Annotated in this window: 10 protein-coding genes; 7 read left to right on the top strand and 3 right to left on the bottom strand. The window is 67.9% G+C overall.

What is annotated here, in order from left to right:
- Positions 1 to 9: 9 nt before the first annotated feature.
- Positions 10 to 993 (top strand): porphobilinogen synthase, encoded by a 984-nt coding sequence (hemB, locus tag E0H50_RS11370; RefSeq protein ID WP_131286798.1) that lies wholly within the window; start codon positions 10 to 12, stop codon positions 991 to 993.
- A 1,129-nt stretch (positions 994 to 2,122) separates the two neighbouring features.
- On the opposite strand, the gene E0H50_RS11365 is transcribed toward hemB, so the two are convergent.
- From E0H50_RS11365 to E0H50_RS11355, 3 genes are read right to left on the bottom strand one after another with little or no spacing between them, the layout of a single operon-like run.
- Positions 2,123 to 2,656, bottom strand: a complete 534-nt coding sequence (locus E0H50_RS11365; protein WP_238150896.1) for a dihydrofolate reductase family protein — start codon at positions 2,654 to 2,656, stop codon at positions 2,123 to 2,125.
- 13 nt (positions 2,657 to 2,669) lie between these two features.
- Positions 2,670 to 3,704 carry a LacI family DNA-binding transcriptional regulator gene (locus tag E0H50_RS11360; protein WP_131286794.1) on the bottom strand — a complete coding sequence of 345 codons (1,035 nt, stop codon included), beginning with the start codon at positions 3,702 to 3,704 and terminating at the stop codon, positions 2,670 to 2,672.
- Positions 3,701 to 5,254 carry an FAD-dependent oxidoreductase gene (locus E0H50_RS11355; RefSeq protein ID WP_165547065.1) on the bottom strand — a complete coding sequence of 518 codons (1,554 nt, stop codon included), beginning with the start codon at positions 5,252 to 5,254 and terminating at the stop codon, positions 3,701 to 3,703. Before E0H50_RS11355 ends, E0H50_RS11360 begins: the two co-directional genes overlap by 4 nt.
- 165 nt (positions 5,255 to 5,419) lie before the next feature.
- Between E0H50_RS11355 and E0H50_RS11350 the strand changes: the two genes are divergently transcribed.
- Genes E0H50_RS11350 through E0H50_RS11325 form a run of 6 tightly spaced genes read left to right on the top strand, consistent with a single transcriptional unit; the run spans position 5,420 to position 14,146 of the window.
- The gene (locus E0H50_RS11350) at positions 5,420 to 7,069 is read left to right on the top strand and encodes an FAD-dependent oxidoreductase (RefSeq protein WP_202868092.1); all 1,650 of its coding nucleotides are present in this window, start codon (positions 5,420 to 5,422) and stop codon (positions 7,067 to 7,069) included.
- 1 nt (position 7,070) lies between these two features.
- Positions 7,071 to 8,597 carry an FAD-dependent oxidoreductase gene (locus E0H50_RS11345; protein ID WP_131286791.1) on the top strand — a complete coding sequence of 509 codons (1,527 nt, stop codon included), beginning with the start codon at positions 7,071 to 7,073 and terminating at the stop codon, positions 8,595 to 8,597.
- 9 nt (positions 8,598 to 8,606) lie between these two features.
- Positions 8,607 to 10,202 (top strand): extracellular solute-binding protein, encoded by a 1,596-nt coding sequence (locus E0H50_RS11340; protein ID WP_165547064.1) that lies wholly within the window; start codon positions 8,607 to 8,609, stop codon positions 10,200 to 10,202.
- Positions 10,203 to 10,258: 56 nt separating this feature from the next.
- Complete coding sequence (locus E0H50_RS11335) at positions 10,259 to 11,170, top strand: ABC transporter permease (protein WP_238150895.1); 912 nt, start codon at positions 10,259 to 10,261, stop codon at positions 11,168 to 11,170.
- Positions 11,164 to 12,045, top strand: coding sequence for a carbohydrate ABC transporter permease (locus E0H50_RS11330; protein WP_131286787.1), 882 nt, complete (start codon positions 11,164 to 11,166; stop codon positions 12,043 to 12,045). Before E0H50_RS11335 ends, E0H50_RS11330 begins: the two co-directional genes overlap by 7 nt.
- A gap of 31 nt (positions 12,046 to 12,076) precedes the next feature.
- Positions 12,077 to 14,146, top strand: a complete 2,070-nt coding sequence (locus E0H50_RS11325; protein WP_131286785.1) for a hypothetical protein — start codon at positions 12,077 to 12,079, stop codon at positions 14,144 to 14,146.
- Positions 14,147 to 14,251: the final 105 nt, after the last annotated feature.

The following is a 14,251-nucleotide window of genomic DNA, read 5'->3' as shown; positions in this document are numbered from 1 at the left end:
AGAGCTGAGATGCCTGGATTCCCGGAAGTGAGGCCGCGGCGGCTGAGGTCGTCCGAGGCGGTGCGCAGGCTGGTCGCGGAGACCTCGCTGGAACCGCGGCAGCTGATCCTGCCGATGTTCGTCCGGGAAGGCGCGCGCGAGCCGATCGCGATCAAGTCGATGCCGGGCGTCGTCCAGCACACCCGGGACACGGCGCGGAAGGCGATCGCCGAGGCGGCGCAGCTCGGGCTCGGCGGCGTGATGTTGTTCGGCGTACCGACGTCGAAAGATCCTGAGGGTTCCGGCGCGCTGGACCCGAACGGGATCCTGAACGTCGCGATCCGGGACGCGGTGTCCGAGGCCGGCGACGCGCTCCTGGTGATGTCGGACCTGTGCCTGGACGAGTTCACGTCGCACGGGCACTGCGGCGTTCTGGATTCCGCGGGACGCGTGGACAACGACGCGACGCTTTCGCTGTACGCCGAGATGGGCGTCGCGCAGGCCACCGCCGGCGCGCACGTCGTCGGTCCGTCCGGGATGATGGACGGGCAGGTCGGCGTCATCCGCAAGGCGCTGGACGCGGCCGGCTTCATCGACACCGTGATCCTGGCGTACGCCGTCAAGTACGCGTCGGCGTTCTTCGGCCCGTTCCGGGAGGCCGTCGACTCGTCGCTGACCGGCGACCGCAAGACCTACCAGCAGGACAACGCGAACGCGCGCGACGCGATCCGCGAGGTCGACCTCGACATCGCCGAGGGCGCCGACATCGTGATGGTCAAGCCCGCCCTGCCGTACCTCGACATCGTCCGCCAGATCCGCGACCACGTGACGGTCCCGGTCGCGGCGTACAACATCTCCGGCGAATACGCGATGGTCGAGGCCGCCGCCGCCAACGGCTGGATCGACCGCGACAAGGCCATCCTCGAAACCCTCACCTCAATCCGCCGAGCCGGCGCCGACACCATCCTCACCTACTGGGCCACCGAGGTCGCCCAGAAGCTCCGCTACCGCTGACGTCGTTGCCGAACGGCGAAGGCGCGGGCAGCGGGTGCCTGGCACCTGAACTGGTGGGCTTGCACAGGGAATAGCAGGTCTCGCCCCACCACGTTCTGTCTCCACTCACCATTTCCTGTCTCCACCCACCACAACGGTCGGCTCAATCCCATGAGGCGCACCGAATCGAGCGATGGTGTGCAATGTCGACAGGTAGAGCACCTGTGAGACACCGTACGCACGATCACGTTCACGCTCAGGTGCACTACCCTGCCGACCGACAGGTCCTGTTCAAATGCACGCCGGCCGTTCACCGCGCCGTCCCGGACACATCAACCACTCATGCCTGCGTCACAAGAGGTGGTTATGCGGCTCCTGTCCGATGTGGGTGATGATCAGCCCGATCCGGGGTCGGGCGACAGGTAGTGGTGGGTCGGGACCTGGTATTGCCTGTCGCCAGTCCCCAGTGCGTGTGTCCGGTCCCCAGTCCGTGGGTCCGGTCCCCAGTCCGTGGGTCCGGTGCCCAGTGCGTGGGTCCGGTCCCCAGTGCGTGTTCCCGGTTGCCGGCATCGGTCGGGTGCGTCGAGTCGTGGGTTTCGGCGGCGCCCGCGACGGCGTGTGGTGTCGTTGGAGCGGGTGAGCTGTCCGGGCCGCGGGGCTCCCCAAACCGGTTTGGGAAGGATCACCTGCCGTTTTCGGGGTGTAGGGCTCCCCGAACTGGTTCGGGGACGATGATGTGCCGTTCCCGGGCCGCGGGGCTCCCCAAACTGGTTTGGGGAGGATTACCTGCCGTTTTCGGGGTGTAGGGCTCCCCGAACTGGTTTGGGGAGCCCTGCGGCGATGGGGTTTGTGCGGGGTGCCGGGGGCGGCTCGACAGGTAGAGCACCGGTGGGACGTCGTACGCGCGGGCGTGATCACGCTCAGGTGCGCTACCAAGCCGCTCGACACGTCGAGAACGCACACTCAACCGCGCGGGGCCGCGCCGACCACCCAGACATCAGTCACAAGGGCCGGTACTGCCTGTCCCGAGTCACCAGCGCCTGTCCCCACCCGCACTCGCCCTGCCAGTCAGTCCCCGACTCTGCCGTCGGCGCTTTGGGGCGATGAAGGCCTTGAGCGGGTCGGCTCGGCTGTCGAGAGGACCGCTGGTTCAGCGCACGACCGAGTAGTCGGATTGGGTGAAGCCGGCCTTCAGGGTGCGGGTGGCGTTGTGGGTGAGCGGGATGTCGGATGGGACGGGGCCGAAGAGGGGGATGCCGGTGCCTAGGAGGACGGGGGCTGTGGTGATGGTGAGTTCGTTCAGGAGGCCGGCCGCCAGGAAAGTTTGGATGGTGGCCGCGCCGTCGGTGTAGATGCGTTGGGCGCCGCGGTCGTTGAGGGTTTCGATGAGGGCGTCCAGGGTGCGGTGGACGAGGATGCGGTCGTCGGTTTCGGGGTCGAGGGTGGTGCTCAGGACCTCGACCTGCTTGCCTTCGTACGGCCAGGTGTCGAACGTGCAGGCCAGCTGGTACGTGTTGCGTCCGAGTACGACGGTGTCCACCGACGCGAGGAACTCGTCGTACCCGGTCTCCCCGGCGTGCTCCGCCCGGCTGGTGAGCCAGTCGATGGACCCGTCCGAGCGCGCGATGTACCCGTCGAGGCTGGTGGCGATGAAGGCAGCAGCATGAAAGCTCACACCCACCATTTTCCACCACCGCTCAACGCGGTGAAGGCCCGACTGTCCCTTCCAGGGTGTGCTCGCACGGAAGCAGGATCTGCCGCTCGTAGTCGCCGTCCGGCTCGGTGAGCATGCTGGTGAGCAGCCGGACCGCGCGGCGCCCCATCGCGTTCCGGGGTACCCGCAGCATTGCCCATGGCAAGGAGCCGATCTCGGTCTCGTCGTCGACCAGCAGCACGACGGAAAGGTCGCCGGGCACCGACACCCCGCGGAGGTTCAGCATCGCCGCGAGGACCCGCAGCAGATTCACGGACTCGACCAGGATCGCGGTCGTCCCGGCCGCCAGCGCCCGGTCCAGCCAGCCCGTCGTCAACCCCGACGGTGGTTCGAAGACCGGCGAAGGCACCGGCAGGTCGTACCGCTCCAGCGCCCCGGCGAAACCTGTCCACCGGTCCTCCTGCGGCTCGTCGCGCGACTGCTCGCCGAGGTACGCGAACGTCCGGTGGCCGAGCGCGACCAGATCGTCGACGATCTCGCCGGTCGCGGCCCGGTAGTCGCCGCCGACGTAGCTGATCGACGCCCCGGGCACCTCGCGATGACCGACGTACACGAACGGATAGCCCTCGTACGCCAGCCGGGCCAGGTCTTCGCGGTCCGCGTGGTGACCGAGCAGCAGGCTGCCGGCCGCCTGCCGGAGCCCGTTCGTGTCGTCCGCGAAGATCCGCCGTACGCCGGACTCGTCGGGGGCGGCCGTGAACAGCACCAGGTTGCACCCCTCTGCGGCGGCCTGTTCCTCGATGCCGCGCAGGAACTCGAAGTAGTAGTCCCGGGAACTCGTCGGGAAGATCGGCTCGAACGTGTGTACGCCGAGCAGATGCGGCGTGGTGCGCGCGACCGCCCGTCGTTGCCCGGCCGGCGCGTACTGCAGCCGCCGGGCCGCGTCCAGCACGCGGCGCTGCGTACCGGCCGAGATCCGCCCGAGGTCCGCCGTACCGTTCATCACCATCGAGACGGTCGACTGCGAGACCCCGGCCGCCTTCGCCACATCCGCCTGCCGCGAAGCAGTCCGTTTCATGCCGCCTCCCCTCTGGGCCACCCCACGATGCCACCCGACCCGGTCAGGTCCCGGCGCAGGACGTCGTACTCCACATCCTGTACGGCGATCCGCGCGGACGCCGCGAGCGACGCAGCACAACCGGCAGCTTCGCCGACCGTCATGAACACAGGCTCCATCCGCACCGACGCGAACGCCACGTGCGATGCCGACACCGCCGCCGCGACTAGCAGGTTCGCACACTCGGAAATCCGCGGAACGATTGACCGGAACGAAATTCCGAACGGGCGGGCCAGCGGAACCTGCACATTTCCTTCGTTCCGCGGGTTTCCGTCGACCAGCACGCGCCGCGCGTTGTGCGAGTCCATCACGTACGACGCCACCGCGATCGGGTCCGGTGCCACGATCCGACCGGTCGCCTCGTGTTCGGTCACGACATGTTCCGCGAGCATCCGCCGGCCCTCCCGGACGTACAGTTGGTGCGGCCAGTGCGACGTTTGCCGGAACTCGCCCGGCGCGAGCCCGAACGCCTGCGTCGCTGCACGTACCTCGGCCGGCAGGTCCGCGGAAGTCGACAGGTAGTACAGCAGCCCGGCCTGGTAGCGGACGTGGTCCTGGAAGATCTCCTCCCGGCGCGCGTAGCCGGCCTCCGGCCACTCGTCGCCCGCCCCGATGTGGTCGGAGGAGAACGCGCCGTGGTTGTTCATGTCGAACACCCTGCCATGCACCCGCGTGGTCCGGCCGTACAGCTCGTAAATCCCCGCCTCGAGGTACCGGCGCAGCAACTCGTACCGCGACGCGTCGTACCCCTCCGGCCGCGGGAACGGGATCCGATCAGATCCGTTGGTGACGTGCAGCCGGAAGTTGTACGCCTGCACGTGCCGGTCGCCGGATCCGACCGCGCCGTACGGCTCCGCGGAGATACCGGGGAGCAGACCGCTCGACGGCTGCCCGGGTACGACGTACGGGTCGACCGGCCGCTCGAACTGGTGGTTGATGCTGTGCTGCACACCGGCGATCGACTCGCCGTACGTCGCCGACGACTCGCGCCCGACCGTGTACGAGACGCCGGCCGCCGCCAGGAGATCGCCTTCGTACGACGCGTCGACATACACCTGCGCGCGGTAACTCGAACCGTCGTCGGTGCGTAGCTCGGTGATCCGGTTTCCGGTCTTCGTCACGTCGAGCAGGTGCCGTCGCCGACGGAGTACGACGCCCGCGTCGGCCAGCCAGCGCAGGAAGATCTCCTCGGCCACGTGCGCCTCGACCTTCCAGTGCGGATCCGGCGCGTGGTACGCCGCCGCAACCTCGGCGTAGAACGCTCGTGCCAGGCCACCGATCGTCCTTGCGTCGCCGACGTCGGTCTCGCCGAGACCCGAAGCGGTCATCCCGCCGACGCGGTCGTCGAACGCGAGCAGGACGACGCGCAGTCCCGAGCGGGCCGCCCGGACCGCCGCGGTGACGCCGCCGGACGTGGCGCCGTACACGACGACATCGGCGTCGATCGGTCCTTCGGGCTCAGCCGCCGGTGCGCGGCGGTGGTACTGCAGACCTTCGAGTGCGAGCGTCATGCGGACCGTTGTATCAGCTTGCGTGCTAATAATCAGCAAATAGTTCACGCACTCGAAATCGGCCTGCAATAAGCTATTGACAGCGGTAGACGGTGCGAGCGTACGGTGATGCGCAACTGGGGGCGAAGACATTTTGCTGATCTATTAGCAGATATGAGGATGGTCGTGACCGATCGAGAGCTGAGCGCCGGACTGCTGGTGGTGGGCGGTGGCCTGGGTGGTGTAGCGGCGGCCATGACCGCCGCCAAGCTCGGGTGCCAGGTGCTGCTGACCGAAGAGACCGACTGGCTCGGTGGACAGCTGACCGCGCAGGCGGTGCCGTCCGACGAGCACCCGTGGATCGAGAGCCCGCACATCTCGTCCGGGTACCGCGAGCTGCGGACCCGGATCCGGGACTACTACCGCCGCAACTACCCGCTGACCGCCGAGGCGTTCGCCGAGCCCGCGCTCAACCCGGGGCTCGGCAACGTCAGCCGGCTCTGTCACGAGCCGCGCGTCGCGGTCGCCGTGATCGACGAGTTACTGGCGCCCTACATCTCCGCCGGGCGCATCACGGTTCTCTACAACCACGTCCCGACCGCTGCGACGACGGACGGCGACCGCGTCACCTCCGTCACGTTGCGGGGACCCGATGGCCGGACCACGGTGACCGCGCCGCTGGTCGTCGACGCGACGGAGCTCGGCGATCTGCTCGAGCTCGCCGGCGTCGAGCACGTTCTCGGCGCCGAGGCGCAGAGCGAGACCGGCGAGCAGTTCGCCGCCGACGTCGCGGACCCGCTGGACCAGCAGGCGATCACCTGGTGCTTCCCGCTCGAGTACCGGCCCGGCGAGGATCACACGATCGAGCGGCCGGCGTCGTACGGCCACTGGCAGACCCACGTGGATCCGTTCTGGCCCGGGCCGCAGCTGTCCTGGGTGAAGATCGACATCAAGACGATGGGCGGCCGGGAGAACCGGATCTTCGAGGTCGACCAGGATCTCCCGCACGCTGCCGACCTCTGGCACTTCCGCCGCATCCGCGCCCGCAGCCAGTTCGACCGGTCGCTGATCGACACCGACATCTCGCTGGTGAACTGGCCGAACGTCGACTACTGGGAGGCGGCGCTTGTCGGTCCTGGCACCGACAAGGACCGCGCTCTGCAGCGCTGCCGCGAGCTGTCGCTGTCGTACCTGCACTGGATGCAGACCGAGGCGCCCCGCCACGACGGCGGCACCGGCTACCCGGGTCTCAAGCTCCGCCCGGATCTCACGGGTACGGCGGACGGCCTCGCGAAGTCGGCGTACATCCGGGAGTCCCGGCGGATCCGTGCGCGGTTCACCGTTCTCGAGCAGCACGTCGCGGTCGCCGATCGTGGCGACGCGGGTGCCGCGTTCTTCGCGGACGGCGTCGGCGTCGGGCACTACAACATCGATCTGCACCCGAGTACGGCCGGAATCAACTACGTGAACCTCGAGGTATTTCCGTTCCAGATTCCGCTCGGCGCGCTGATTCCGCAGCGGATGCGGAATCTGTTGCCGGCGAACAAGAACATCGGCACCACGCACCTGACGAACGGTTGCTATCGGCTACATCCGGTCGAGTGGAGCATCGGCGAGGCCGTCGGCGCACTGGCGGCACAGTGTCTGCGCAACGCGACCGAGCCGCACGCCGTCGCCGACTCGGCGCAGCTGACCGAGGACCTGCAGCGGACCCTCACCGGAACGCTGGGTGTTCCGGTGAAATGGCCGGACGACATCGCCCGCACCCGTCCGTCGCAGGCCGCGAATCCGACGCCGCTGCATGCGGCGCCCGAGAGCCGGGTCAAGGTGAGCTGACATGTCGGACGACTACGACGTGATCATCTACGGCGCCTCGCTCGCCGGGCTGATGGCCGCGCTGCGACTGCAGTTGCGCGGCTACCGCAGTCTGGTCCTGGAGCCGACCGGCCATGTCGGCGGCATCGTCGCCGGTGGTCTGGTCAAGAGCGACACCCCGAACACGCTTTCCGCCCTGGCCGGCCTGACGCAGAGCCGCTTCTTCGGAGGCATCGCGGCCGAGTACGGCGCCGACGGTCGCGCCGACGGTCCCCGGTACCGCTTCGAGCCCAAGGTGGCCGAACGCGTCGCGCGGCAGCTTCTGGACGAAGCCAAGGCCGACGTACTGGTCAACGAACGTATCCACGGGGCTGCCGACGTCGAGGTCCGCGGCGACCGGATCCGGGCCGTCCGCACCGGCCAGGGCTGGCGGCGGGCGCGGGCGTTCGTGGACGCGTCGTACGAGGGCGACCTCTTGGCGGCAGCGGGCGTCCCGTACGCCGTCGGCCGCGAGCCGGCCGCCCGGTACGACGAACCGCTCGGTGGATTCCTGCCCGACCGGGCGTACCGGCGGCAGTCCTTCCGGCCGAACACGTTCTACCCGGTGAAGCCCGTGCCGACGGAGGCGCCGGGGGACGGTGACGCCAAGGTGCAGGCGTACAACTTCCGCGGCGTGCTGGACAAGGGCCCGGACCGGATGCCGTTCGAGAAGCCGGATGACTACGACCCGAAGCTCTACACCTATCTCGGGCAACTGCTCGAGCAGCGTGGCGTCGCCGGTCTCTCGTCGATCGTCACGCACACGGCGCTGCTGCCGAACGACAAGTACCAGACCAACCAGGCGCTGTTCATCGGGTTCGACCTCCCGGGGGCGTCGTGGGACTACCCGGACGGATCGTGGCAGCGCCGCGACGAGGTGATCGCCGAGCACGTGCGCTGGCATCGCGGAATGCTGTACTGGCTGGCGAACGATCCGTCACTTCCGGAAAGTTTCCGAAAGGACGCCGGAACGTTCGGACTCCCGCCGGACGAGTTTTCCGACAGCCCTTACGGACCAGGGTTTCCGCACGCGCTCTACATCCGCGAGGCACGCCGGATGATCGGGCAGACCGTGCTCACCCAGCACGACCTGCGGCGGCCGGGCAACACCAAGGAAACCGCTGTCTGCTGCTGGAACTACGGCATCGACTGCCACATCGTCCAGTACTACGCGGAAAGCGACGACACGATCGTCGGCGAGGGGACCGTCACCGGAACCGAGAAGAACGGTCCGGTCGACCTCTACCAGCTGCCGGCCGAGGTGCTGTTCCCGGCCCGCGGCGGGATCGGGAACCTCGTCGTACCGATCTGCTTCTCGGCGAGTCACGTCGGCTACCTGTCGGCCCGGATGGAGCCGAACTACGGGATGCTCGGCGAGGCCGCGGGGGAGCTACTGGCCCAGTCGCTGCGGACCGGGCAAGCCGTTCAGGACTACGACTATCCGGCGCTCGCCGCCGCCCTCACCGAGCACGGCAGCATCCTCTCGCTGCCCGAGCTTCACCAGAACTAGGAGATGCTCATGCAGTCCAACAGGCGGGACTTCCTCAAACTGACCGGCGGCGCTTCATTGCTCGCAGCAACCTCCGGCACGGTACTGGCGGGCTGCGGCGGGTCCGACGGCCCGGGCGCCACGGCGAAGGCGGCCGCGAAGGCGACGCCACCGGAGTACCTGCCGTACGGGTCGGTGAAGCCGGACCTGCCGGGCACCGCGGACGGCGTGATGCCGGGATTCTTCAAGTATCCACGGCAGTTGGTGGACGCGTACCAGGACAAGCCGGGCGCCGGCGCGGGCGAGGTCAAGATCCTCACCAACATGTTCAACCCGGCACCGCCGGGCGCCGGCAGCAACACGTACTGGAAGTCGCTGAACGACAGGGTCGGCGCGAACCTCGACATCACGATGACGCCCGCCGCGGACTACGTGAGCAAGCTGTCGACCGTGATCGCCGGCGGCGATCTGCCGGACATCCTGATGATCGCGTCGAAGTTCCCCAACCGCGGCGAGATGCTCACCAAGCTCTGCGCGGACCTGACCTCGCACCTGTCCGGTGCGGCGGTCAAGGACTACCAGTTCCTGGCCAACCTGCCGACCGACTCCTGGCTGCCGGCGATGTACAAGGGCGGCATCCACGCGATCCCGATCGCGCGGTCGGTGATCGGGACGATCATGTTCAGCCGCGCCGACCTGCTCGAGGCGCGGTCGCTGAACCCGGAACCGGCCAGCTACGCGGAGTTCGTCGAGACCGCGAAGGGCCTGACCGACGCGAAGGCGAACAAGTGGGCCTTCGGTGCCTCGAAGGGCGTCACCACCTTCATCGGCAACATGCTCGGCGTACCCAACGTCTGGAAGGAAGACGGCGGAAAATTCGTTTCCGAACTGGAGGTTCCGGAGCGGAAAGAAGCCGTCGCACGGACCGCCGAGCTGGTCAAGGCCGGCGTTTTCCACCCGGACGCCCTCGGCGGGAAACTCCAGTTGCGCGACCTGTTCGGCAACGGCACGATCGCGCTGAACGCCGACGGGTACGCCGCCTGGGACCTGATGGCCGACACGTACGGCGTCGACGTCGGCGGCATGCCCGTCCCGGCGTACGACGGCGGCAAGCCGGTGCAACGCGAAGGGGCGGCGATCTTCGCCCTGACCGCGTTCAAGAAGGCCGGCGACGACCGCGTCAAGCAACTCCTCCGGATCTGCGACTGGCTGGCCGCGCCGCTCGGCACCAGCGAGTACCTGTTCCGCCGGTTCGGCGTCGAGGGCATCCACTACACCTGGAAGGGCGACAAGCCCGAGCGCACGTCGGCGGGCAAGACCCAGGTGAGCCTGCCGCTCGAGTACGTCGCCGACGCGCCGCACGTCCTCGGGCCGTCGAACGAGCAGCGGGTCCGCACGCAACGCGCGTACCAGGAGAAGATCGTTCCGAACCTGCTCGCGAACCCCGGCGCCGGACTGTACTCGGCGACCTCGATCAGCAAGGCCGACGAACTCGACAAGCTGATCAACGCCGCCGAGCTGGACATCGTCTCCGGCCGGAAACCGATCAGCAGCTGGGACGACGCCGTCGCGAACTGGAAGAAGCGCGGCGGCGACAAGATCCGCGACGAGTACTCGAACCAGTGACGCTCGTGCTGCAACGGAAAACGGTTGCGCGGAGCAATCAGAGGACGCAGAAGACGTTGTCCGGCAGGCAGCGGTTCCGCCGGGACCGCTTCCTGCTGCTGATCGGGCTGCCCGGGATCCTCCTGCTGGTCCTGTTCCACTACGTTCCGCTGCTCGGGAACGTGATCGCCTTCAAGGACTACGCGCCGTACCTCGGGATCACCGAGGCGCCGTGGGCCGGCCTGGACAACTTCCGGGTGATCGTCGACGGCGACCCGGACTTCGTCAACGCGCTGGTCAACACGCTGGTGATCTCCTTTGTGCAACTGGTGCTGGTGTTCCCGGTGCCGATCGCGCTCGCGCTGCTGCTCAACTCGCTGCTCAGCGAGCGGCTGAAGCGGGTCGCCCAGTCGATCCTGTACCTGCCGCACTTCATGTCCTGGGTGATCGTCGTCGCGATCTTCCAGCACATGCTCGGCAACGCGGGTCTGTACAACACCTGGGCTCGCGCGCACGACCTGCCGCTGCTGACGATCATCGGCAACCCCGACCTGTTCATCCCGTTGATCACCTCGCAGGTGATCTGGAAGGACGCCGGCTGGAGCACGATCATCTTCCTGGCCGCGATGTCCCGCGTCGACACGCAGCTCTACGAATCGGTCGCCGTCGACGGCGGCGGCCGCTGGCGGCAGCTCTGGCACGTGACACTGCCGGCGATCCGCCCGGTGATCGTCCTGCTGCTGATCCTCCGCCTCGGCGACGTCCTGTCGGTCGGCTTCGAGCAGATCTTCCTGCAGCAGGGACCGGTCGGGCTGGACGCCTCCGAAGTACTGGACACCTACGTCTACAACCGCGGCATCGTCGGCGGCAACTGGGGCGTGGCGGCCGCGGTCGGCCTGGTCAAGGGCCTGATCGGCACGATCCTGGTGCTGGGCGCCAACAAGGTCGCGCATCTGTTCGGTGAGCGGGGGGTGTACTCGAAATGGTGAACCTGATCAGCGGTACGGCGCCACCGAGCACCCCGGTCCGCGGGCTGAAGGGCGTCGTACTGATCGTCGCCTGCGCGCTCGTGCTCGTACCTTTCCTCGCCGTTCTCTCGACCTCGCTCGCCGACCAGCAGCAGATCACCAGTTCCGGTGGGTACGTGTTGTTTCCGCACGATCCGTCCTTCGCGGCGTACGAGGCGATTTTCCGCGGCGGCGTCGTCACCCGGGCGACGATCGTTTCCGTCCTGCTCACCGTGGTCGGGTCCGGGCTGTCGATCGTGGTTGTCGTCTCGATCGCCTACTCGTTGTCCCGGCCCGGGACGTGGGGCCAGCGGCCGCTGCTGTTCATCGTCCTGTTCACGCTGCTCTTCAGCGCCGGCATCATCCCGAACTACCTACTGATCAAGGAGCTCGGGCTGATCGACTCCTACTGGGCGCTGATCCTGCCGGGGCTGACCAGTGCGTTCCAGATCATCATCGTCCGCGCGTTCTTCCTCGACGTACCGGCCGAGATCATCGACGCGGCCCGGATCGACGGGGCGAACGAGCTGCAGATCCTGACCAGGGTGATGCTGCCGCTGTCGAAGGCGGTGGTCGCGGTGGTTGGCCTGTTCAGCGCGGTCGGCTACTGGAACGCGTACTTCAACGCGATCCTCTACATCAATTCACCCGAGAAATGGCCGTTGCAACTGGTGCTGCGGACGTACGTCGTCGACAACACCCAGGTCGGCGGCGATCTTCCCGGCGAGGTGATGCCGCCGCAGCAGTCGCTGCAGATGGCGATCCTCGTCGTCTCCCTCGTTCCGATCTGCCTGGTCTACCCGTTCCTGCAGAAGCACTTCGCAAAGGGCGTCGTGCTGGGGGCGGTGAAGGGCTGAGTCCCACCTTCCGTTCGAGAAAGGTTCCGCCATGCCTTCCGACGAATCACATCCGCCTGCCCGACTGAGTCGCCGTACCCTGTCCGTCCTCGGGGTCACCGGCCTCGCAACCGCCGTCGTCGCCCAGCCGGCCCACGCTGCCGGCAAGAAGCCCGCCCTGACCGCGACGACCGGAGCCGTCGGCACCGTCGCAGATCTCCGAACCACGCCTGGTGCGACGGACGGCGAACAACTTCTCCTGCTGGGATACACAACACCCGGTCTCGGCGGAGGTCTCGTCTACTGGGACGCCACCGCGACCGACCCCGACGACGGCGGCATGGTCTTCGCTGTCACCGGTACGGCGACCGGCCGCTGGAAACGCCCACGCGGCAACGAGCTCGACCTGTCCTGGTACGGCGTCACCGGCGCCGGTACGACGGACGACTCGGTCCGGCTGCAGAACGCCGTGAACGCGTTGCCGGCCGGGGGAACGATCACGATGGGTCCGGGAACGATCCGGCTCGAGCACACGATCACCGTCAAACGCGTGCCGATCGTGTTCCAGGGCGCCGGCGCGAGTGACGAGTTCACCTCCGGCACGCAGATCCTGCTCGCCACCGGATCGGCCGACGGGTTCGTGCTGTCGGGTGTGCACGGCGGCGGTTTCCGCGACCTGCAGATGCACGGCACCGGGCTGACCGGCGGTGCGATGATCCGGACCCAGCAGGAAAACGGTGTCGGAAACTACCTGCTCTCGTTTTCCGACTGCCGTTTCATGGACGGGTACAACGGCGTCATCCTGCGCAGTGCGAACACGGTGCGTTTCCGGAACTGCGTCTGGAACGGATTCTCCGGCCAGCAGGTGATCCTGCTGAACGGGCAGAACAACGTTTCCCGGGCCGATCCGGTCGAGTTCGTCCAGTGCGCGGTCGCGGCCGGTACGGCGAACCCGGGCGTCGACAACGTGGTGATCGACGGACAGGGCGGGTCGATCAAGTTCATCGCCACCGCGATCCTGTTCGGCCGGCACGGGATCTGGATGCGGAACACCACCACCGAGGGGCTGCCGAAGTTCTTGTACTTCGAGGGCGGAGGCTTCGAGAACGGTCACGGCGTACCGGTGTTGCTGGAGGCGGGTGCTCAGGCGCAGTTCATCAACACCTACATCTCGGCCGACAACGCCGAGGACGCGGTCCGGATCGGAGCCGGGTTCACCGGGACCGCGACGTTCGCGAACTCGGTGATCCGCGGCTGCGGCCGGCACGGGATCGACATCGCGTCCACCCGGATCACGGTCACCGGTTGCCTGATCGGGAACAACGGCCGGATGGCGCATCCGTCGTTCGCCCAGCAGATCACCGGGATGTCGCAGAGCGCGGCGGGGGTCCGGATCACGACAGCGGCGCCGCACACCTGGGAGACCGACGACCGGGTTACGCTGCAGGACGTCGGCGGCGCGACCGGACTGAACGCGGCCTGGCCGATCGCGGTGGTCGACGCAACGTCGTTCGATCTCGTCGGCGCCGCGCTGAACCAGCCGTGGACCTCGGGCGGTGTCGTCTTCCGGAACGGGTCCGGGATCAACCTCCGGTCGACCGCGAGCCGGATCGTACTCACCGGGAACGCGATCGGCGGCCTCGCGGACGGGGTGAACCGCCAGGAGTACGGCATCGTCAACCGCAGTACCGACGTACTTGCCGCCAGCAACGAGCTCACCGGCAACAACGCCGGCTCCTACCTCGCCTACGCGGCTGGCCGGTTCACCGGCAACAAGGGTGTCGAGCAGACCGACGGCCGGCTCACCCTCCGCCTCTCCGGCACGGTGGCCGACGGCCTGTACGACTTCACCGATCTCCTGTACGTCGACGGCCGTCCGATCCGGGTCACCCGAGTAGCCCGCGCGGTGAGCGCAGGCTCCTGCCAGATCCGCCTCGAAACCAACGGAACCCCACTCGGCGGGGCAGCCGTCGACGTCACGACGACCGCTCAAACCACCAAGCTGGCCACGCCGATCCCCATCGACGGCACTGCGGCACCGGTCCGCCTACAGGTCCGCGTCACCAACTCGACGGCCGCCTCCGGTCTGGCAGTCCAGTTCGGCTACCAGGTCCAAGCCTGACTCGGTGACCTTCGGCGGGAGGAGGAGTGGGGTCGTATGGGGAGTTCTACCCTCCCGATTCGGGCAGTAGCACTCCCCAGTCCTGGTCGAAAGCCTCCCCAAACC

The organism is Kribbella sindirgiensis, from assembly GCF_004331435.1.
Lineage (GTDB): Bacteria > Actinomycetota > Actinomycetes > Propionibacteriales > Kribbellaceae > Kribbella > Kribbella sindirgiensis.
This window is presented reverse-complemented; position numbering and strand designations above follow the sequence as displayed.

What these genes read in the sequence shown, in the direction of transcription:
- E0H50_RS11345 (WP_131286791.1), top strand. Translation starts at nt 7,071, where the DNA reads ATGTCGGACGACTACGACGTGATCATCTACGGCGCCTCGCTCGCCGGG.
- E0H50_RS11340 (WP_165547064.1), top strand. Translation starts at nt 8,607, where the DNA reads ATGCAGTCCAACAGGCGGGACTTCCTCAAACTGACCGGCGGCGCTTCA.
- E0H50_RS11355 (WP_165547065.1), bottom strand. Translation starts at nt 5,254, where the DNA reads ATGACGCTCGCACTCGAAGGTCTGCAGTACCACCGCCGCGCACCGGCG.
- E0H50_RS11360 (WP_131286794.1), bottom strand. Translation starts at nt 3,704, where the DNA reads ATGAAACGGACTGCTTCGCGGCAGGCGGATGTGGCGAAGGCGGCCGGG.
- E0H50_RS11330 (WP_131286787.1), top strand. Translation starts at nt 11,164, where the DNA reads ATGGTGAACCTGATCAGCGGTACGGCGCCACCGAGCACCCCGGTCCGC.
- E0H50_RS11325 (WP_131286785.1), top strand. Translation starts at nt 12,077, where the DNA reads ATGCCTTCCGACGAATCACATCCGCCTGCCCGACTGAGTCGCCGTACC.
- hemB (WP_131286798.1), top strand. Translation starts at nt 10, where the DNA reads ATGCCTGGATTCCCGGAAGTGAGGCCGCGGCGGCTGAGGTCGTCCGAG.
- E0H50_RS11365 (WP_238150896.1), bottom strand. Translation starts at nt 2,656, where the DNA reads ATGGTGGGTGTGAGCTTTCATGCTGCTGCCTTCATCGCCACCAGCCTC.